Source organism: Arthrobacter glycogeni, from assembly GCF_054510815.1.
In genome coordinates this window covers 61,315-82,233 of record NZ_JBTNDV010000012.1, presented here as the reverse complement: position 1 = coordinate 82,233, position 20,919 = coordinate 61,315, and the positions used below count along the sequence as shown (strand labels likewise).

General features: G+C 64.1%; 19 protein-coding genes. 7 read left to right on the top strand and 12 right to left on the bottom strand.

Translation table 11 applies throughout. The annotated features are described in order from the left end of the window. The first annotated feature begins 63 nt into the window (after positions 1–63). Positions 64–513, top strand: coding sequence for a Fur family transcriptional regulator (locus tag ACX80G_RS13295; protein WP_459308124.1), 450 nt, complete (start codon positions 64–66; stop codon positions 511–513). 56 nt (positions 514–569) lie between these two features. Next, entirely contained in the window at positions 570–2,063 is a 1,494-nt protein-coding gene (locus tag ACX80G_RS13290) for a catalase (protein ID WP_459308123.1), read from the top strand. A 64-nt stretch (positions 2,064–2,127) separates the two neighbouring features. Here ACX80G_RS13290 and ACX80G_RS13285 read toward each other — a convergent pair whose 3' ends face one another. From ACX80G_RS13285 to ACX80G_RS13255, 7 genes are all read right to left on the bottom strand, one after another. Further along, complete coding sequence (locus ACX80G_RS13285; RefSeq protein WP_459308122.1) at positions 2,128–2,763, bottom strand: TetR/AcrR family transcriptional regulator; 636 nt, start codon at positions 2,761–2,763, stop codon at positions 2,128–2,130. A 60-nt stretch (positions 2,764–2,823) separates the two neighbouring features. Next, entirely contained in the window at positions 2,824–5,391 is a 2,568-nt protein-coding gene (locus ACX80G_RS13280; RefSeq protein WP_459308121.1) for an MMPL family transporter, read from the bottom strand. 81 nt (positions 5,392–5,472) lie between these two features. Continuing rightward, a complete protein-coding gene (locus ACX80G_RS13275; protein ID WP_459308120.1) occupies positions 5,473–6,138 on the bottom strand; it encodes a TetR/AcrR family transcriptional regulator in 666 nt (221 codons plus the stop codon). Positions 6,139–6,278: 140 nt separating this feature from the next. Continuing rightward, complete coding sequence (locus ACX80G_RS13270; protein WP_459308119.1) at positions 6,279–6,674, bottom strand: DUF779 domain-containing protein; 396 nt, start codon at positions 6,672–6,674, stop codon at positions 6,279–6,281. Positions 6,675–6,683: 9 nt separating this feature from the next. After that, the gene (gene exaC / locus ACX80G_RS13265) at positions 6,684–8,207 is read right to left on the bottom strand and encodes an acetaldehyde dehydrogenase ExaC (protein WP_459308118.1); all 1,524 of its coding nucleotides are present in this window, start codon (positions 8,205–8,207) and stop codon (positions 6,684–6,686) included. A 111-nt stretch (positions 8,208–8,318) separates the two neighbouring features. After that, positions 8,319–9,626 carry a GAF domain-containing protein gene (locus ACX80G_RS13260; protein WP_459308117.1) on the bottom strand — a complete coding sequence of 436 codons (1,308 nt, stop codon included), beginning with the start codon at positions 9,624–9,626 and terminating at the stop codon, positions 8,319–8,321. Positions 9,627–9,764: 138 nt separating this feature from the next. After that, positions 9,765–11,204 carry an FAD-dependent oxidoreductase gene (locus tag ACX80G_RS13255; protein ID WP_459308116.1) on the bottom strand — a complete coding sequence of 480 codons (1,440 nt, stop codon included), beginning with the start codon at positions 11,202–11,204 and terminating at the stop codon, positions 9,765–9,767. Positions 11,205–11,397: 193 nt separating this feature from the next. Between ACX80G_RS13255 and rarD the strand changes: the two genes are divergently transcribed. After that, positions 11,398–12,372: an EamA family transporter RarD gene (rarD, locus tag ACX80G_RS13250; protein WP_459308190.1), complete on the top strand. Its 975-nt coding sequence runs from the start codon at positions 11,398–11,400 to the stop codon at positions 12,370–12,372. Positions 12,373–12,412: 40 nt separating this feature from the next. On the opposite strand, the gene ACX80G_RS13245 is transcribed toward rarD, so the two are convergent. The 4 genes from ACX80G_RS13245 to ACX80G_RS13230 form a co-directional block, all read right to left on the bottom strand. After that, positions 12,413–13,255, bottom strand: coding sequence for a universal stress protein (locus ACX80G_RS13245; protein ID WP_459308115.1), 843 nt, complete (start codon positions 13,253–13,255; stop codon positions 12,413–12,415). 124 nt (positions 13,256–13,379) lie between these two features. Further along, positions 13,380–14,897 (bottom strand): APC family permease, encoded by a 1,518-nt coding sequence (locus ACX80G_RS13240; RefSeq protein WP_459308114.1) that lies wholly within the window; start codon positions 14,895–14,897, stop codon positions 13,380–13,382. A gap of 5 nt (positions 14,898–14,902) precedes the next feature. Further along, the gene (locus ACX80G_RS13235) at positions 14,903–15,865 is read right to left on the bottom strand and encodes a universal stress protein (protein ID WP_459308113.1); all 963 of its coding nucleotides are present in this window, start codon (positions 15,863–15,865) and stop codon (positions 14,903–14,905) included. A gap of 5 nt (positions 15,866–15,870) precedes the next feature. Further along, positions 15,871–17,238 carry a flavin monoamine oxidase family protein gene (locus ACX80G_RS13230; protein ID WP_459308112.1) on the bottom strand — a complete coding sequence of 456 codons (1,368 nt, stop codon included), beginning with the start codon at positions 17,236–17,238 and terminating at the stop codon, positions 15,871–15,873. Between the two features lie 174 nt (positions 17,239–17,412). Between ACX80G_RS13230 and ACX80G_RS13225 the strand changes: the two genes are divergently transcribed. The 4 genes from ACX80G_RS13225 to ACX80G_RS13210 all read left to right on the top strand — a co-directional run bounded on the left by ACX80G_RS13225 (position 17,413) and on the right by ACX80G_RS13210 (position 19,429). After that, positions 17,413–18,075 carry a TetR/AcrR family transcriptional regulator gene (locus ACX80G_RS13225; protein ID WP_459308111.1) on the top strand — a complete coding sequence of 221 codons (663 nt, stop codon included), beginning with the start codon at positions 17,413–17,415 and terminating at the stop codon, positions 18,073–18,075. 299 nt (positions 18,076–18,374) lie between these two features. Next, positions 18,375–19,016, top strand: a complete 642-nt coding sequence (locus ACX80G_RS13220) for a hypothetical protein (RefSeq protein WP_459308110.1) — start codon at positions 18,375–18,377, stop codon at positions 19,014–19,016. Next, entirely contained in the window at positions 19,017–19,187 is a 171-nt protein-coding gene (locus ACX80G_RS13215; RefSeq protein ID WP_459308109.1) for a hypothetical protein, read from the top strand. It begins immediately after the preceding gene. Next, positions 19,187–19,429 (top strand): helix-turn-helix domain-containing protein, encoded by a 243-nt coding sequence (locus ACX80G_RS13210; protein WP_459308108.1) that lies wholly within the window; start codon positions 19,187–19,189, stop codon positions 19,427–19,429. The genes ACX80G_RS13215 and ACX80G_RS13210 overlap by 1 nt, the downstream gene beginning before the upstream one ends. Positions 19,430–19,530: 101 nt before the next feature. On the opposite strand, the gene gabT is transcribed toward ACX80G_RS13210, so the two are convergent. Continuing rightward, positions 19,531–20,907 (bottom strand): 4-aminobutyrate--2-oxoglutarate transaminase, encoded by a 1,377-nt coding sequence (gene gabT, locus ACX80G_RS13205; RefSeq protein ID WP_459308107.1) that lies wholly within the window; start codon positions 20,905–20,907, stop codon positions 19,531–19,533. Between the last annotated feature and the right edge of the window lie 12 nt (positions 20,908–20,919).

Sequence of the window (20,919 nt, the reverse complement as noted above, 5' to 3'; positions counted from 1 at the left end):
GCCCCTTCACAGCCAACGGCACGCCTATTATGAGTTCCTCACAATAGATGGTTGACTGGGGCCATGACCAGGATGGCACCCTCGCCGAACGCCGCAGAGACACTGTGGGCCACCGCCCTGCGTGCCCACGGTCGTCGGGTGACCCGTCAGCGCCTGGCCGTGCTGGCCGCCGTCGAGCTGTCGCCCCATGCAACCACCGATGACATCGCCGCCAATGTGCGGACCAGGTTGCCGGACATCACCGTCCAGTCGGTCTACGTGGTGCTCGCTGACCTGACGGAGTTGGGTTTGCTGCGCCGGATCGAGACACCCCATTCCCCCGCCCGCTACGAGACCCGCGTCGACGACAACCACCACCACGCCGTCTGCACCGGCTGCGGACGCATTGAGGATGTCGACTGCGCCGTCGGGCATGCCCCCTGCCTCACCCCGCAGTGGCCTGCCGGCGCCACCCCCATGACCATCCAGATAGCCGACGTCGTCTATCAGGGCCTCTGCACGGACTGCCGCTAGTTTCCACCCACCCCACAAACCACCCCAATTCATAACCGAAGAAACAAAGGAGCCAGATGTCCACGAACTTCAGCACTACCCAATCCGGTGCACCAGTCGTCGATGACGCCAACTCATCCAGCCTCGGCCGCGACGGCGCGATTCCCCTGACTGATCACTACCTGATCGAGAAGCTAGCGCAGTTCAACCGCGAGCGCGTCCCCGAGCGTGTGGTCCATGCAAAGGGCGGCGGCGCCTTTGGCGTCTTCGAAACCACGTCAGACGTCAGCCAGTACACCATGGCGTCGCTGTTCCAGCCGGGCGCGATCACCGAAACGCTGCTGCGCTTCTCCTCGGTCGCCGGCGAGCAGGGCTCCCCCGACACCTGGCGCGACCCCCGCGGGTTCGCCCTGAAGTTTTACACCGACGAAGGCAACTACGACCTGGTCGGCAACAACACCCCGGTCTTCTTCATCCGCGACGGGATCAAGTTCCCCGACTTCATTCACTCCCAGAAGCGCCTGCCAGGTACCAACCTGCGCGACGCCGACATGCAGTGGGACTTTTGGACCCTCAGCCCCGAGTCAGCACACCAGGTGACCTGGCTGATGGGCGATCGCGGCCTACCCAACTCGTGGCGCACCATGAACGGCTACGGCTCGCACACCTACCTGTGGATCAACGAAGGCGGCGAGAAGTCCTGGGTGAAATACCACTTCAAATCCAACCAAGGCCACGAGGTGCTGACCGGAGACGAAGCGGGGGCGCTCGCTGGCTCAGACGCCGATCACCATCTCCGCGACCTCTCGGAAAACATCGCTGCGGGCAACTTCCCCAGCTGGGATCTCAAGGTGCAGGTGATGCCATACGACGACGCGAAGGGCTACCGTTTCAACCCGTTCGACCTGACCAAGGTCTGGCCACAGGGCGACTACCCGCTGATCCCGGTCGGTAAGCTCACCCTGAACCGCAACCCTGAGAACTACTTCGCGCAGATCGAGCAGGCCACGTTCGCGCCGTCGAACTTCGTTCCAGGCATCGCTGCCAGCCCCGACAAGATGCTGCAGGCCCGCATCTTCTCCTACGCGGATGCCCACCGCTACCGCGTAGGGACCAACCACGCGCAACTGCCAGTGAACGCGCCGAAGAACGAGGTCCGCAACTACTCGAAGGACGGAGCGGCACGGTATTCATTCAACTCGCCGTCCACCCCGGTCTACGCCCCGAACTCTGTCGGCGGCCCCGCTGCGGATCCGGCACAGTACGGCCCACATGGTGGCTGGGAGAACGACGGCGATCTGGTGCGCGCCGCTCACACCCTTCACGCCGAGGACGACGACTTCGGTCAAGCCGGAACCCTGTACCGCGAGGTGTTCGACGACGGCGAGAAGGCCCGCTTCCTCGACACCATCACCGGTGCCGTGGGCGGCGTGACCGTTGACGCCATCAGGGAACGTGCCATCCAGTACTGGACCAACGTCGACGCCGAACTTGGCGCCAAGCTCCGCGCGTCCCTGGGCAGCGATGCCACCGGTGGCAACACCGAGGCCGAAGCAGCTAACAAGCTCTGACCGAAGCATTACCTACCGGTGGGTAAAGGAAGGGCGGGCCCGTGGAGGGCACGCCCTTCCTGCCTTAACCTGTTGGCTGAGGTCCCTGGGCGCTGTCGCCCGACCGCCGCTGCAACTCGAGGGCCCGGTCCAGGCCATCGAAGAAGTAGTCCATCATCAGGAGCAGCGCAGCCTCAACTGACTTGCGGTCCTGGTTGACGACGAAGTCATACTGCAGACCATAAACTCCTGACAGGTGGAGCCGGGCGGCAGTATCCGCCCGGGCAGCCGACATGCCCTGGGACAGTAGCCAGCCTCGAATGAAGCCATGCCAGTAGTCGAACTTCGCCGCGGCGCTCAGCCGCGGAGTGGCGCTGACAGCGTCGTGGAGGGATGCCTCAAACTCCAGCCGCTGCAACTGGCGGTTACGTTCAATCTGCGTCCAGCGCCACGACGCCAGAGACCAGACGCGGAACTCTTCCCGGCTGAGGTCCTCCGGGTGAGGCAGCTTGACGGACTCGTCACGACACTCAATGTGATTCACGATCTGGTTGACAAGTTCCTCGCGATTTCCGAAGTGGTACACCAGCACATAGCTGCTGATGCCAAGACCGTCGGCAAGCGTGCGGAAGCTGAGTCCGGCGAAGGTCTTGTCCAGCAAGTAGTCGAGGATCTGATCGAGCAGTTCCTTCTTGCGTTCCGGGTTGGGAGGTCGGGCCATATCTCGAATGGTACGTCGGCCCGGCACCTATCCACGCCCACAACGTAGGACGCTCCCCTCTCAGCCCTTGATCGTGACCTTATCGACACTGTCCGACGCGTTCTGGTGGGCTTCCGGCTCGGTCCGGGACAGCCGGGCGTCCTCCACATCAACGTCGGGAAGCATACGGTCCAACCACTTCGGCAGCCACCAGGCGTGCCTGCCCAGCAGGTACATGGCCGCTGGCACCAGGGTCATCCTGACAACAAACGCGTCGACCAGCACGCCGAAAGCCAGGCCAAAGCCGATGGGCCGCACCATGGTCAGGTGCGAGAACACGAACCCTGCGAACACTGCCACCATGATGATAGCGGCGGCTGTCACCACCCGTGAACCGTGGCTGAAGCCCACCCGCACCGCGCTCTTCGCACTGCTGCCATGTACCCAGGCTTCGCGCATGCCCGACACCAGGAACATCTGATAGTCCATTGCCAGCCCAAACAGGACACCGATCAGGATGATCGGGAGGAAGCTCAGGATAGGTCCCGGGTTGGTCACCCCGAAGATGTCACCGAACCAGCCCCACTGGTAGATGGCCACCGTCGCCCCAAAGCTTGCCAGCAGTGACAGGAGGAAGCCCGCCGTCGCAATCAGAGGGACCAGGATTGACCTGAACACGAGCAGCAGCAAGACCAGTGACAGGCCCACAACAATCCCGAGGTAGAGGGGCATTGCCTCCATCAGCTTCGCTGACACGTCAATGTTCGCGGCGGTCTGACCGGTCACCGAGATCAACACACCGGTGTCCGATTCAATGGCGGGAGCTGAATCGCGCAGTTCGCGGACCAGTTCCTCGGTGCTCTCGCTGGCCGGTCCCTCGGTGGGGATGACCTGGAAGATGCCGGTGCGCCCGTCGTCGCTCACCCCTGCCGGTACCGCAGCGGCAGTGTTGTCCACTGCCGCAAGTCGGTCGGCTACCTCCAGTTGCAGTTCACTCAATTCAGTATCTGACTCGGTCGCGGGGAGGTTTGCCACGACCAGCAGCGGACCGTTGGTCCCTTCACCGAAGTACTCCCCGGCCAGCTGATACGCCCGAAAAGCAGTGGAATCGACCGGCTCGGATCCGCCGTCGGGCAGACCCACCCTCAGCTCGAGTGCCGGCAGCGCGATGACCGCCAGCGCTGCCACCCCCGCGATCAGCGTGAGGATCGGCTTGCGGGTAGCGAACCCACCCCAGCCGCGACCGCTGCCGGCCTTGTGATCGGCCTTGCGCTGAAACTGCTCCTGCGACGCCTGGAAACCGGACTCGGCCTCAGCTTTGGCCCACCGGCGACGGGAGATGACTTTGCGGCCCATGAACCCGAGCAGGGCCGGGGTCAGGGTGAGCGCCACGAGTACCGCGACGGCGACTGTGCCGGCGGCCGAGAGCCCAAGGAGGGTCAGGAACGGCAGACCAGGTACGGCGAGCGCGGCGAGCGCAATAATCACCGTGATGCCAGCAAACAGGACAGCGTTGCCTGCGGTTCCGGTGGCACGGCCAATCGATTCCTGCAGGACCATGCCGCGGAGCAGCTGGGTCCGGTGCCGGTTCACAATGAACAGTGAATAGTCGATCCCCACGGCGAGCCCGAGCATCAGCGCCAGTACGGGAGTGATGGAGCTCATCGAGATGACCCCGGTCAGAGCGAACGTCACCCCCACACCTATCCCCACGCCGACGATGGCCATCAGCAGCGGCAACCCGGCGGCCACCAGAGTGCCGAGCATGACGATCAGGACGATGACCGCCACCAGCAGGCCGATGATCTCGGCAAACCCGAAGATTTCGGAGATGTCCTGGACGATTTCCTTGCTGTAAAACACGGTGACGCCGGTGTCTGTCGCCGCATCGGTGGCCACCTGCACCGCTTCGCGGGTCTCCAGCGTTACGGCATCCACTGGTGAGTCGAACTGGACGCTGGCTACCGCTGCGGCGCCATCGTCGGAGACGAACTGGATTCCCGACGACGCATCGAGGGTGCGCTCCGCGAGGTCAAGCTCGGTGCGACCGGCTTCGAGCGAGGTCCGCCCGTCCTCAATCTCGGCGAGCGAGGCGTCCAGCTGAGCTTGACCGTCATCGAACTGACCCTCGATGGCCTGGGCCTGCTCCGGCGGGAGCAGGTCGCGGCCCTGTTCGAACGCCGTACGGTCGGCGTCGAGCTGTGTCTGCCCAGCCGCGGCCTGCTGCGCACCGGCGTCCAGATCGGTGGTGCTTTGCTCAAGCTCCGCCCGGCCCTCCTCGATGCCGGTCCGACCCTCCTCAAGCTGACGGGACACGTCGAAGGGATTGATGACCGCTTCGACCCCCTCAACCTGTTCCAGGTCGGCGAGGGCGTCCTCGACGGCGGTCTGTTGCTCGGCGGTCATGGCTCCGTCCGGGTTTTCGAAGACAAGTGTCCCCATTCCTCCGATGGCGTCGGGCATGGTTTCGCGCAGCTGGTCAAGGACCCGCTGGGATTCGGTGCCCGGGATGGAGAAGTTGTTGCTGAGCGTTCCCGAGAACGCTGCAGCAGACCCTCCGACCGCCACCAGGATGGCGAGCCAGGCGGAGACAACCCACCAGCGCCGTCGTGCTGCAAACTTGCCTAGGCGGTACAGCAGGTGTGCCATGAAGTGTTCCTCGGTTCGTTCAGTTAATAAGAGCGGTACTGGCGGAAAAGCAATGGGAGGCGGTCGGCGGTGACCACCGGGCTAGCTGGGGTCGCTGAATCCGTCGCGCAGCATCGACAGCGCGCCGACAATCTGGTCTTCGAGCTCGGCTGCCGAGCCGCCCTGTGGGTCTTCGGCGGCTGCAGCCCACACCTGCATCGCTGCCTTGACACAGGAGAGCACAGCTCCCACGAGGGCCAGCAGGTAGAGGGGGTCGAGGTTGCCGCCCATGCGTTCGCTCACGGCCTGGCCGATCCGGGCTTCAGCCCGTTCCCACGCGTGCAGCTGACTGCGCATCAGTTCCGGGCTTCCCTCGGCCATCCGGAAGAGCTCGCCGCAGACGCTGAGGTTGTCCGTCTTGGCTATGGCGGCCAGCGCGGCAATCATCGCATCCAGCAGCGGCTCATCGGCGGGCCTGGCCATGAATTCTGCAGCGGCCAACTCGAGCAAAGCATCGGTGGAGGTGGCGAGCGCTTCCTCGGCACTGTGGAAATAGTTGAAGAAGGTCCGGCGTGAAACTCCTGCCTCCGCAGCCACCTGATCCACGATAAAATTCCCGAGCCCATGGGCGCGCGCCAGGTCCAGGGCCGATGCCGCGATGGCCCGTCGGGTGTCGAGCTTGTTCTGTTCACGGCGGCCGGGCGCTACGACGACGTCGGCGGTTTCCGGCAGCGGTGCGGCACCAGTCGGCGCGATCGATTTGCCCATACAGTTACACTAAGTGCATTTTTGCATTCTGTGCAAGTATCACCGGCATCATACCTACCACCCAGCACGGCAGAAACCGGCGAACGCACCGGATATATCTGGTGCGTTCGCCGGTTTCTGCAACCTATAGAGGAAACGTGCTAGAACATCAGCCGGGATCGGATCAGGAACCGCACTCCTTCGGGGGCCTCGACCGAGAAGCCGCTCCCCCGGCCGGGCACCACATCGACGGTCAGATGAGTGTGCTTCCAGTACTCGAACTGTTCACGGGACATCCAGAACTCGATCAGTTGAGTCGACTCGCCCGTTCCAGCACCAACATCCAGCACGCCGAGCAACACGTCGGCCTCAGCGGTGATGAAGTCACCCGCCGGGTAGCACATTGGCGAAGACCCGTCGCAGCAGCCACCCGACTGGTGAAACATCAGCGGACCGTGGAGGTCCCACAATTTCCTCAACAGTTGCACCGACGGTTCAGTCAGCGCCACCCTGGAAAAATCCTCCCCGGGGAGCACAATGGTGGCCTCGACTGTCATCACCCCTCCCTAGAAAAAGCCCAGCTTGTTTTCGCTGTAGCTCACCAACAGGTTCTTGGTCTGCTGGTAATGATCCAACATCATCGTGTGGTTCTCACGGCCGATGCCGGAAGACTTGTACCCGCCAAATGCTGCACCGGCAGGGTAGGCATGGAAGTTGTTCACCCACACCCGGCCAGCCTGGATTTCACGTCCCGCGCGGTAAGCGACGTTGCCGTTCCGCGACCAGACGCCAGCGCCCAACCCGTACAGGGTGTCGTTGGCAATCTGCATGGCTTCGGCGTAGTCGCTGAACCGGGTTACCGACACGACCGGACCGAAAATCTCCTCCTGGAAGACCCGCATGGCATTGGTGCCCTCGAAGATGGTCGGCTTCACGTAGAACCCCTCGGACAGGTCACCATCCAGGGTGATCCGTTCACCACCGGTGAGGACCTTCGCGCCCTCCTGCCGCCCAATGTCGAAGTACGAGAGGATCTTCTCCAACTGGTCGTTGGAAGCCTGCGCACCTACCTGGGTGTCGGTGTCCAGCGGGTTGCCCTGGATCATCTTTTCGGTGCGGGCGACGGCGTCGGCCATGAACGAGTCGTACATCGACTCCTGCACCAATGCCCGCGAGGGGCAGGTGCAGACCTCGCCCTGGTTGAATGCAAACAGAGCGAATCCTTCAAGCGCCTTGTCATAGAACGCGTCATTCTTGTCGGCAACATCGCCGAAGAAGATGTTCGGGCTCTTTCCACCGAGTTCGAGGGTGACCGGAATGAGGTTCTGGCTGGCGTACTGGCTGATCAACCGGCCCGTGGTGGTTTCGCCGGTGAAGGCGATCTTGCGGATCCGTTTCGATGACGCCAGCGGCTTGCCGGCCTCCACACCGAAACCGTTGACCACGTTCAGCACGCCGGGCGGCAGGATGTCGCTGAGGAGTTCCATCAGTACCAGGATCGATGTCGGCGTCTGCTCAGCGGGTTTGAGTACGACGGCGTTGCCCGCGGCCAGCGCCGGGGCAAGCTTCCACGTGGCCATCAGGATGGGGAAGTTCCAAGGGATGATCTGGCCCACGACGCCCAGTGGCTCGTGGTAGTGGTACGCCGTGGTGTCATCATCCAGCTGGGACAGGCGGCCCTCCTGCGCCCGAACGGCACTGGCAAAGTAGCGGAAGTGGTCTGCGGCGAGCGGCAGGTCTGCGGCCAACGCCTCGCGGATGGGTTTGCCGTTGTCCCAGGTTTCTGCCACCGCCAGCATCTCCAGGTTTTCCTCGATCCGGTCGGCGACCCGGTTGAGGATTGCTGCGCGTTCGGCAACGGAGGTCTTTCCCCAGGACGGGGCGGCCTTATGGGCGGCGTCGAGGGCCAGTTCGATGTCCTCGGCAGTGCCGCGCGCCACCTCGCAGAAGACCTTGCCGGTCACAGGGGAGATGTTTTCGAAGTACTGGCCCTTCACCGGGGCAGCCCATTCGCCGCCGATCCAGTTCTCGTAGCGTGGCTTGAACGTAATCTTGGATCCATCCTGGCCAGGCTGGGCGTAAACAGTCATGTGTTTAACTCCTTGGGTTCCGATAAGGACGTCTTCGTCCTTATTCCGAAGTGTAGGCAGGCGTCAGTTGCACGGGGGTTGCACCCGGAGCCCGCCCAGTATGCCGTACGGTCAGGGTAGGTTCAGCTCGGCTTCCAGCCGCTCCACATGGGCGACGACGGCAGCACGCCGCGGCGACCGTGGCGGGAGTACTTTCAGCGCTGCAGTCCAGGCCTCGGCGTCGTCGTTGGCTTCGGGCAATTGCAGGTACTGGAGCACGGCGTCCGCAGCGCCGTCGTTGAGGACTGCTTCGCGGAGCAGCGAACTGACCTCCGCGCGGAGCCGAACAACGGCCGGCGCCTCGGACCGGGGCAGCACCGGTCCCCGGTAGAGATTCAATGCCATCCGGTGCGCACCACGCTGCAGGTAGTCCAGAACCTGAGACGCGTCGACCGGCACCTCGCGGGGCATGCGGTAGGGCCGGGAGCGCGGTACCAGTGACGGCAGGTGCTGTGCGAGGATGCGCCGCAGCCGCAGCATCTCGGCGCGCACCGTGGTGACCGAAACGTGTTCAGGGTAGGCCATGGCGGCGAGTTGTTCGGCGCTGAGACCGGCCGGATGCAGGGCGAGCAGGGTCACGAGCTCGGCATGCCTGGCGCTGAGCTCAACCGATCGGCGCCCCAACTGGAGGACACCATGGTCCAATCCCAGGATTCGCAGGCCATCCCGGTAGACGGAATTCGCCTTGGTAGGGGCCAGCTTCCGGGCGGGCTGCCGGGCCAGCAGGCGGTGCAGACTGAGGTGGGCCTCCGCTGCCGCAACCGTGGCCTCCACCAGCGACAAGGTATGGACCGCCACGGCGTCGTCGGCACCCGTAATATCGACGACCCCCAGCACCACTCCCGAATCCGGGTCGTGCACGGGCACGGCAGTGCAACTCCACGGATGGACCCGACGGCTGAAATGTTCGGCTCCGGCGATCTGCACGCTTTGCCCGAGGGCCAGTGCGGTACCGGGCGCGCTGGTGCCGACGGCGCGCTCCGACCAGTCGGATCCGGCCACGAACATCATGCCCTCGGCCCTGCGGCGCAACTTCCGATCACCATCGACCCACAGCAGCCGTCCGTTCTCATCGCCAACAGCGACCAGCAGGCCGCTGTCGATGCTGGGCTGGACCAGGAGCTTCTGAATAATGGGCAGGACCGCGGCAAGGGGGTGGCCGAGCCGGTACGCCTCAAGCTCGTCATCGGTGTAAAACAAGGGGGCCTGGACGGCGTCGGGGTCGGGAAGATGTTTAAGGGAACGGAGCCAGGACTCGCCGACGAGCGTGCGCACGCCGTACGGCGCGCCGCTGCCGAGCTGTTCGTGCGCACGGTTGGCGTACTGCTGCAGGGTTCTCGACGTGAGTCCCCCCGGAATCGGCAGTTGCTGCTGCGTCATCGACACTCCGCTTCATGGTCTCCCCGCCGGTGCGGTGGAACCAGTCTAGTGCCGGTGACGGCGGTCTGTCGCGGGGTGTCCGAAGGTTTTTCCTGAGCGGGACGTCGGGTAAACCACTTTCCGGCCGGCGGGTCCTCCCTACTGGCTGACCGACGAGGTGTCGCAGGAGATCGCGATCATCTCGTCCCGGGGCACAACCTTCACACGTTCCCTGACCAGTTCGGCGTTCGTACCGCCGTCGTGCACAAAGTTGGCGCCGAGTTTCAGCTCGTGGGCGTCCAGCTTCAGCCAGCCTTCCCAGGTGGTGTATCGGATGCCCCGGTCAGTGAGCAGATCGATGATGGCGTTCTCGGACGGGTCCTGAGCCGGTGGCAGGTTCAGACGGTCTTCCAGAAGGAACCCGATGGTCTCCAGGGCGTCGCCCTTGGTATGGCCGATGAGGCCCACCGGGCCGCGTTTGATCCAGCCCGTGGCGTAAATCCCAGGAACGGGGGCACCCTGCTGGTCGATGACCCGCCCGCCCTCGTTGGGGATGACACCGCGCTGACCGTCAAATCCCACCTCGGGTAGCTCGGAGCCGAAGTACCCGATGGCCCGGTAGACGGCCTGCACCGGGTAATCGATGAACTCTCCGGTCCCCCGGACACTACCCTCGCCGGTGAGCTCGGTGCGCTCGAACCTCATGGTCGCTACCTTGCCGGGGGTCTCGGGCGCATCGGTGATTTCGACTGGAGAGTGCAGGAAGTGCAGGTGCAGTCTGCGGGAGGCGCCGGTCGGTTCGTCGTCGACCAGCCAGTTGGTGAGGGTCTTTACCATGGTTTTGGTCTGGTTGTTGGTGGCGATCAGCTGCTCGGAGGCTTCATCGAAGTCGAAGTCCTCCGGGTACAACACAATGTCCACGTCCCGGGAGTGGGACAGTTCCCGCAGCTCCAGCGGGGTGAACTTCACCTGTGCCGGGCCGCGGCGGCCAAACACGTGAACGTCAGTGACGGGTGATGCCTTCAGGCTCGCGTAGACGTTGTCAGGGATCTCGGTGGCGAGCAGGTCATCGGCGTGTTTGGAGAGCATGCGGGCGACGTCGAGCGCGACGTTGCCGTTGCCGATCACGGCGATCTCGGTGGCGTTCAGCGCCCAGTCGCGCGGCACATCGGGGTGTCCGTCGTACCAGGAGACGAACTCGGCGCCGCCGAACGATCCTTCGAGATCCACGCCGGGGATGTCCAGCTCGGCGTCCTTGATGGCACCGGTGGAGAAGATCACCGCGTCGTAAAACTTGCGGAAGTCCGATAGCGTGAGGTCCCGCCCGTAATTGATGTTCCCAAGGAAGCGGATATCGCCGCGGTCCAGTACCTTGTGCAGGGCGTTGACGATGCCCTTGATACGGGGGTGGTCAGGCGCCACACCGTAGCGGATAAGGCCGTAGGGCGCCGGGTGTTGGTCGAAGAGGTCGATACTGACGGCGAAGTCGCCGCCCTGGACTTCCTGGGATTTCGTCAGAATGTCGGCGGCGTACACGCCTGCCGGACCGGCACCGATGATCGCTACCCGCAGCGGACGTCCCGCAGCTGAGGTGGACACTGATTGGCCTTCTTCCCTAGTCGACTAACAGAGACGCACGTTTAGCGCACAGTTTCCTATTCTAAATGCCCTACGGGGTGCAGTCTAAACCTGTGATGGCCGTCTCCCCGCGCCGCCCTCACCGAAACTGGTTGTCGGCTGGAATAAATTTCACCCAACCGGTGTTTGAGCGGACGTGACTCCTACCGAAACCATGAGCAAGCGCGAGCCCCGGAGCGAAAATTCGACGGGCATCCTGTACGGAGTTGGCGCGTATGGCCTCTGGGGTCTGCTGCCCTTGTACTTCCTGATCCTGCTGCCAGCTAGCGCGATTGAGATTGTCGCTAACCGCGTCCTCTGGTCGCTGGTGTTCTGTGCGCTGCTGCTGACAGTCATGAAGTCCTGGCGGGCAGTCCGCTCCGCCGCGGCAAATCCACGGATCCTCGGCACGCTGGCCCTGGCGGCCCTGCTGATCGCGGTGAATTGGTTCGTGTACACGTATGGCGTGACAACCGGCCACGCGATCGAAGCGGCGCTCGGCTACTTCATCAACCCGATCGTGTCGGTGCTGCTCGGCGTCGTCGTGTTGCGTGAGAAGCTGCGCAGGCTGCAGTGGGCAGCGGTCGGCGTCGGCATCATCGCAGTGGTGGTGCTGGCCATTGGTTACGGCAACGTGCCCTGGATTGCGTTAACCCTGGCCTTCTCGTTTGGCTTCTACGGTTTCGTCAAGAAGCGGGTCGGGTCAAAGGTTGATGCGGTGTCGAGTCTGAGCATTGAGACGGCCGTGCTCACCCCGATCGCCGCGGGCATCATGATCTGGCTGAGCGCCACCGGCGCGGCGACCGTGCTGACCGAGGGTCCGGGACATTTCTGGATCATGGCTGCGTCAGGAGTCATTACGGCCGTCCCGCTGATCTTCTTCGGCGCTGCGGCGCGGCGCCTCCCACTGACCACCATCGGGCTCCTGCAGTACCTCGCTCCTGTACTGCAGTTCCTGCTGGCACTCTTCGTGATCAAGGAAGAGATGCCACTGGAACGCTGGGTCGGGTTCGGGCTGGTCTGGGTTGCCCTCGCCATGCTCACCATCGACATGCTGCACACGGTCCGCAAGAATTCCAGGCCGCGCCTGCCCCGCGCTCCCCGCCGGCCCGGCACTTCAGCACCGGCCCAAGAGACCGCCGCCGTCTAGCAGCGCCCTAAAGCCTCTAGCTGGGTGGTGACGGTGAGTCCTACGCTGCTGGGAGATTCCAGTCCCGGGGGACCACGACCATTGGGACGGGCAGCGCGCGAAGCATCTTGTTGGCAGTTGATCCGAGGAACAGCTGGCTGCGCTTCGCAAGGCGGCTTGACCCAACGAAGACAATCTCTCCCGGATCCCATTCGATGTCATCGATCGCTTGCTCGATGGTTCGTCCGTGGGCGACGGTGATTGTTGTTTCATGTCCCTCGGGAAGCTGTGCCCCCGCGCGGGCCAGCACCGAGTTGGCGTGCTGATGTGCCAGGTTGATGGCCTCACCGGAGTCCGACTGCTCATTGACGTCGAGTGCCACCAGGGAAATCAGCCGCAATGGCATGCCGCGGCGTGCTGCCGAGTCGACTGCCACATCCAGGACCGCCTCGGCGCCGGCGCGGGTGCCGACCGCGCAGGAGAGCCTGGTCATCCGGTCGCGGTGGCGGTAGCCGCGTGGGGCTAGGCCCACCGGCACCGGGGACGAGTGGAGCACCGCGTTCGCCACACTGCCCACAGTGAACCGCCGCAGCAGCCCGTTGCTGGCGGCCCCAATGACGATCAGTCCAGCGTCAAGATCCGCTGCCACCTCAAGCAGGCCCTCAGCGAAGGAGTCGGCCAGTTTGATGTGGGGCACCACCTCGAGGCCGCCAGGGATTCCTGCGATGGCTTCCTCCAACGCGGCTAGAGCCCGGTTGGTGCCGGCGCCCACGCTGCCGTCCTGGGGACGGTCGAGGACCGTCACCAGGTCGATGCTCGCACCCTGGGTCCGGGCCAGCGACGTCGCCAGTGCCAACGCGTCGCGGCCGCGATCGTTGTTAGTGAAGCCGACTACATAACGCATACGGGCGTGCCTTCCGGTTCGGATTCTGACCGGCGCCTCGGGATTACCGCCGCAGATCTGCTCCCGCAACCCTATCGCGGACGACGGCCAGCGCACTCCTCGCACTGGCCGCCGGGATGCGCAGCTACCGGACCTCGGCCGGTGCGCTCCCCTTGACGAGGGTCTCACCGCGGAAGAAGCCGGGATTGACCCGGTACATCACCAGCATGAGCACTGCGCCGAGGAGGATCACGCCGGTGCCGAGAATAAACACCAGCCCCACTCCCCCGATCGCCGATCCTGAACCATACTCGGGATCCATCGAGTCGGTTGCCGTCTTCACAAACATCACCAGCAGGATCACGCCGCCCAGCAGTGGTGCGAGGAACTTCAAGGCGAAGTTACGGGCGCTGCTGAACGCTACCGCCCTGAAATACCAGACGCAGGCCATGGCGGTGATCCCGTAGTAGAAGCAGATCATCATGCCGAGGGCGGTGATGGTGTCATACAGGGCGTTTTCGGACACCAGTCGGGTGATCACATAGAACGCCGACGCTGCGACGGCAGCGGCTATGGTGGCGTAGCTCGGAGACTTGTAGGTGGGGCTGATCTTCCCGTAGTTCGCGGGCAACGCCCGGTAGTGACCCATGGCGAGCAGGGTGCGGGCGGGCGAGACGAAAGTCGACTGCAGGGAGGCAGCGGAACTGCTCAACACCGTCAGGGACATCAGAATGGCGAATGGCCCCATCACGGGCCCGGCGAGGACAGCAAAGATACTTCCCTGGTTGTCTTCGTTTCCGACACCGAACTTGCCATCGCCCACACCAGCGAAGGATAGCGTCGCCAACGCGACGGTCAGGTAGATCACCACGATGACGACGACGGTGAGCGTGGCCGCCCGGCCCGGGGTCCGCTCTGGATCCTTGGTCTCCTCGTTCATGGTCAGGGTGACGTCCCAGCCCCAGTAGACGAAGATCGACAGGGAGACACCGGCGGCGAAGGCTGAGAACGATTCGACAGCAAACGGGTTGAACCAGTCGGGGCTGATGGCTGTGGCGTCGAAGGCCGTGCCGTTGGCCACGTGGACAAATGCGGCGATGGCGAACCAGCCCAGGACCAGCAATTGGAAGCCCACCAGCACGTACTGGACCGCCTTGGTCGTCTCCATCCCGCGGTAAGAGACCCAGCAGGCCAGGGCAACAAAGACCAGGGTGGTCGCGATGTTCAACGGCAGGTTGAGTGTCAGGTCGGCCAGCGACTCGTTGCCCGTCAGCTGCGCGAGCATGAGATAGAAGAAATCGACGGCGACAGCTGCAAGATTAGACAGCACAATGACCGTCGCCGCGATCAGCCCCCAGCCGCCCATCCAGCCGATCCAGGGACCGAACGCCCGGGTGGCCCAGGTGAAGGAGGTGCCGGCGTCGGGCATCGCATTGTTCAGTTCGCGGTAGCCGAGGGCGACCAGCAGCATCGGGATGAACCCGACCAGGAAGATGGCCGGCAGTTGCACTCCCACCTCAGCGACTGTGGGGCCCAGCGCGGCGGTCAGCGTGTAGGCGGGTGCAATGCAGGACACACCGATGACCACGGCCCCGAGCAGGCCAACCGACCCGGAGTTCAGGCCTTTCTGGCTCAGTCCGGTGGGGGAATCCTTTGTAGGCATGATGCTCACTGCTTCACCTCGGTAGGTTGGACGTCCTTGCCCTCACCGGCATCGGAGCGTTTGGTAGCGAACCGCTCCGGCTGGCGCGGCGGGTCCTCGGTTAGTACGTAGCTGCGCGGTACAACGACCATGGGTACGGTCAGCGCGCGCAGGATTTTGTTGGCAGTGACCCCGAGGAAGAGGCGGCTGTGCTGGGCGAGCCGGCTGGATCCGACCAGGAGGATTTCGCCTTCGTCCCAGGCCAGAGCCCCGATTGCTGCCTCGACGGTGGCGCCCTGCACCACTTCGACGCTGACCTGACCGCCGGCGGCGAGCGACGCCGCCGCCTCAGCCAACCGCGTGTTCGCGTGCTCATGCGCCGCCTCCACCGCAGCGGCGTCAGCGCCTCCGTCGGTGCCCGTGGCGGGGTCAAGCGCCACCAGCGAAACCAATCGTAACGGCAGGCCGCGCCGGCCAGCGGAATCGACGGCGACGGCGATGACCTCGTTGGCGCCTTCCCTGGTACCCACGGCGCAGGTGAGCCGGGTGATCGGATCGAGGCGTCGATAGCCCTGGGGTGCCAGTGCAACCGGCACCGGCGAGGCGTGGAGGAGAGCTCCCGCGACGCTGCCGACGTTGAACCGTTTACGCAGCCCCCGGGAGCTCGCTCCGATAATGATCAGGGAAGCGCCGGAATCGACTGCGGCATCGATGAGGCCACCCGCCTGCGAATCGGCGCTGATGACGTGCGCCCGGGCGGTGACGTCGTCGGGAACCAAAGCGAGCCCCTCGGCCAGCCATTCCTGCAGTTGCGCCGAGAGGATGCTTTCGAATCCCCGCACGGGAGGGTAGACGGCGTTGTAGGGTGACTGCTCCGGCATCACCATCACCAACTGCAGGTTTGCGTCCTGGCGGCGAGCGAGCGCGACGGCGAGGCTGACGGCATCGCGGCCGCGTTCGTCAGCTGTGTACCCGACGATGTAGTCCATGCGGGTCATGCTCCTTCGGCTGCAATACTCAGGATGTTACGGGCAGTTTGTTGACCCATGCGGACGGCTCCCTCGACGTGCTGGTAGCCCTCCGCCGCGAGGTCGGAACAGGACCAGTGAATCGGGCCGACGGGGGTCAGCTGGTCCGGGCCATAGCGGTGGAGGCCGCCGAGGTCGTAACTGGTGGCGTAGGCGCCCCTGGTCCATTCCTCGGAGCCCCAATCGGACTCATAGTAGACCTCGGGGGTGAGTCCCTGGGTGCCGAGGAAGCCGGCGATGGATTCGAGGATTGCCTGCTTGCGGGCCGCGGGGTCCAGCGCGAACATGGCGTCGGCCTTCTCGTCGGACACGAATCCGACCAGCGTTCCGCGGGAATCCTCGTGATTGGTGTTGTCGTAGACCTCCTGCACGATCGACGACGCGCTGAATCCGGTGCCGGACAGGCCGTCGGCCCGCCAGAACGGCGTCGCATACACGGCGTGGACCTTGATGACCAGGCCCAGCGACTGGTGCTGGTGCATCTGATGCTGGCGGCGGGGAAGCGGCGGTTCGTAGGACACCCGCGAGTACAGGTTCGGCGGAACAGCCATCACGGCGTACCGTGCCCGAACGGTCGCGGTGTCGGAGACCGCGGTGACGCCGTCGTCGTCGGACCACCGCAAGGTGCGGACCGGACTGCCCAGGACGACGTCGTCGCCCAGACGCTCCGCGAGGCGTTCCGACACTTGTTGCATGCCGCCGATGACCCGTTTGTCGAGGATGAAGTTCTCGTCGACGAGGTTGGAGAAGGAACCGGCCGAAGCGGCCATCAGCACCGCCTGCAAAGCGGAGAAGGCGTGCGCCGGTTTGGTGAGCATCCCGCCGGCGATGAAGAGTCCGATGTTGTTGCAGGCTTCTTCATCGGATGACTGTTCGCGGAGCCAGTGGTGGAAGGAAATGGTGTCCAGGGCTCTCGCCTCGGGGTGGGTCCACGGGGTTTCAGGGCCGGCTTCAGCTGCCAGCCGATCAAGCAGGTCGATCAACCGGTTCATTTCCGCTTCGGTGGTGGCCGACACGGGGAACATGTCGCCCGTGTAGCGGGTGCGGGTACCGTCAGCGCCGATATAGACGGAATCGCCGCTGCGATACCGGTCATAGGTATCCAGGCCCAACTCGTCGAGCATCCCCTTCAGCGCTGTCTGGTCCGGTGACACCCATTGGCCGCCGATCTCCAGCATGGCGCCGTCAATGGTGTCCGTCCAGGTGCGTCCACCGACGCGGTCCCGCGCTTCCAGGACGGCGACGCTCAGACCCGCTCTCCTCAACTCCCACGCCGCGGTGAGACCTGACGGCCCCGCTCCGACGATCACTACGTCACGTTCCAGATGCTCCACAGTTGCCTTTCACGATTGGGTATGGCCCAGGCCACAAAATGAACGTCATTCATTTATTAGGGATACTGTAGCGATACTCACCCGGGTTTGGAAAGGGCGGAGCCACCAAAGGGGATGACAGTGATGGGGCACCGTAGAATAAATCCCCAACAACGCGACGGCGAAGGGGCGGTCATGGGAAGTGCGGGAGCGTCGGACACTCGTCGTCGGGCGGGTCGACCGCCGCGTGGCCTGCTGTCGCGGGACCTGATCACCGATGCGGCGCTGGGTCTGATCGCCAGCCAGGGATACGAGGGGCTCACCATGTCGGCCCTCGCGCAGCGGCTGCGAGTGGCGCCGTCGGCCCTCTATAACCATGCGGAATCCAAGCAGGAGGTGCTGCGGTGGGTCGAGGACCGTGTGATGGCCCAGGTAGATTTCAGCACGTTCGCCTCGGCCCCGTGGGACGAAGCGGTCCGCGCCTGGGCGTGGTCCTACCGGAACGTGTTCGCCGCCCACGCGCCACTGATTTCAGTGATCGCGGTACTGCCCGTCACCGGCGCCCCCGAAACGTTGGCCATGTACGAGGCAGTGACCACTGGTTTCCTCGACGCCGGCTGGCCCGAGGATCGCATCATCCCGGCCATCGTGGCGCTCGAATCGTTCATCTTCGGGTCAGCGTTCGACGTCGCCGCCCCTGAGGACATTTTCGAGTCGGGCAGTCTGGGCCCCGACTACCCGAGGTTCACTGCAGCAGTCCGCCGCCGCGACACATCGCAGGCGGATTCCGCCGATGCCGCCTTCACCATCGGCCTTGAAGCGCTCATCGCGGGCCTCCGGGCACAGTTGGCCGACTGACCGAGCGTTCAACAAACCCTCCGCGGATACCTCAGCCTCGGGGAGGCAATAATCTGCCGTCCAGCCGAACCTCTCGGAAATGCGCAGTTGTGGGGGGTCGTTGCAAACAACTGTTCAGTCGTGGTGGGTTGAGGCGCGTTCAACCCACCACAAGCGCGCAAGATTTCCCGACGGCGGCGCTCCCGGACACGGCAACCCACCGCCCACCCGCTATCCCCTCGGCGACAGGAAGGTTATCGACAATCGTAAAGTTAACGTTTATCGTTAGTAGCGATAAACGTTAACCATTGGAGGACGCCATGACTGCAGCACCACCTACATCCCGCCGAGGAACGTCGCTCCGTACTGCCGAACGAGTCGGACTGGTTACCGTCCAGGTGATCACTGGCCTTCTCACCGTGATCGTTCTCACCGTGCTCACTGTTTTCCTGGTGCTGGCCTCGCAGGGAAAAACCGAGCTGTATCTGCCAGCGGTCACCCCTGAGGGATCTTTGGCTGGGCTGGGTCCACAAGTATCCGAGGCCTACTTCGACACTGTGACTCTCAGCGTTGAAGGCGTCAGTGGTGCAGCGATAGCGCCCTATGCGGCCACCATGACGGTCGGATTCCTTTTCGTCGCAGCGTCGTTGCTCTTCTTCCTCCACCTCACCCGGCGGGTGCAGCGTGGGCGGCCTTTTGGGCGGTTGATGACGGCAGGTCTAGGCATCCTCGCACTGTTTTTCACTGTCGGATCGCTCATCCTGCCAGCGATTCTCTCCTCTGCGCACACAGAGATCATGGCCGACCTTGCTATCGATCTGGCTGCCGCACCCTTCAGTACCGGCTATTACTTCGGGGCAACTGACTTGCTGTCCCTGATCACCGGAATCTTCTGCGCGCTGTTTGCCGGAGCGTTCAGCATCGGCTCCCGGCTGCAACGCGAAACCGAAGGACTGATCTAGGTGGCAGCTCACACGACTAACCGCCTGGACCGTGGTGCGGCAATCGCCGTCACAGCCGCCTTCATGCTGGCTGCGGCAGGGATTCTCGCTACGGCCATTGGTTCCTTCGCTGTTCCGAGCGCGTTTGAAGCCGCGCATCGGCTCGATCGCGACACCGAGGGCCTGATCTAGTGGCCCCTACTGAATCGGAAACCACCGGCATCCACTGCCGATTGGATGAACTCCTGGCGGACAGGAACATGACCCTCACTGAACTCGGACGACGAGTCGAGATGAGCATCGTGAACCTGTCCATCCTCAAAAACGACAGGGCTCGGGCCATCCGGTTCTCGACCCTACAAGCCATCTGCGAGGTGCTTGAGTGCCAGGTGGGTGACCTCCTGGAAATCCGCCCCGCGTCGCCGGAAGCCTGACCCCCGTTGGAGGCGAAACCCCCTTTCGCCGAAGCGCTAGGTCTGATGGGATCGGCGGTCGCCAACCCACCAAAGCTGGCGCTTCGGCGACGGGGAAGTTGCTACCTCGCGGCGCGGATGGCCGCTTCCAAGACGTCCAGCCCGTCGTTCAACAGCTCATCACCGATCACAAGCGGCGGCAGCAGCCGGACCACATTGCCGTAGGTGCCACAGGTCAGGATGATGACGCCCTCCTGCAGGCACGCAGCTGCGATGGCCTTGGTGGCGTCCGGGTTCGGCGTCTTCGTCCCGGGAAGCACGAACTCAAGCGCAAGCATTGCGCCACGGCCGCGGATTTCCCCGATGATCGACTCGGATCCCAGGTCTTCCTGCAGCGCACGCAGCCGGGACGTTGCCAGTTCCTCGATCGCCAGGGCACGGACAACGAGATCCTGCTCCTGCATCGTGTCGATTGCAGCAAGCGCGGCGGCGCACGCCACCGGGTTGCCACCGAAGGTGCCACCGAGGCCGCCGGGGTGGACGGCGTCGAGCAGATCCGCCCGGCCGGTGATGGCCGACAACGGCATGCCGCCAGCGATCCCCTTGGCCATGGTGATGATGTCAGGCACTACTCCCTCATGGTCGACGGCGAACCAGGCGCCGGTGCGGCAGAAGCCTGACTGCACCTCGTCGGCGATGAACACCACCCCATTGGCTTTGGCCCAGGCGGCCAAGGCCGGCAGGAAGCCTTCGGCGGGAACGATGAAGCCGCCCTCGCCCTGAATGGGCTCGATGATGATCGCGGCCAGTGAACTGGCCCCAATCTGCTTCTCCATCATGGTGATGGCGCGCTGCGCTGCTTCGGCCCCGGTAATCGAGGGGTTCTCCTCACGGAACGGGTAGCTCATCGGCAACCGGTAAACCTCGGAGGCGAACGGGCCGAAGTCCCCGGAGGGGCCACCCTTGTACGGGAGGGACTTGGCGGTCAACGCCATCGTGAGATTGGTCCGCCCGTGATAGGCGTGATCGAACGCGGCGACGGCGGTGCGACCGGTGGCCAGACGAGCCACTTTCACAGCGTTCTCGACAGCCTCGGCACCCGAGTTAAACAGCACCGTGCGCTTCTCGAAGTCGCCGGGAGTCAGCTCGGCCAGCTTCTCGGCGACGGCAATATAACCCTCATACGGGGTGACCATGAAGCAGGTGTGGGTGAAATGCTCCACCTGCTCCTTGACGGCACCGACGACGGCGGGATCCGACGCCCCGACGCTCGTCACTGCAATGCCTGAGCCGAGGTCGATGAACGAATTGCCGTCGACGTCGTGAATGATGCCGCCGTCGGCGTCGGCCACATACACCGGCACGCCGGAGGCGACCCCCTTCGCCACCACTGCTGCACGACGCGCGGCCAGCTCGGTGGATTTCGGGCCCGGGAAGTCGGCGATGATCTTGCGCTTCTGCTCAAGCCGGAACTGCGGCTGGATTGCCTGGGTGGTCATAGTGAAACTGCC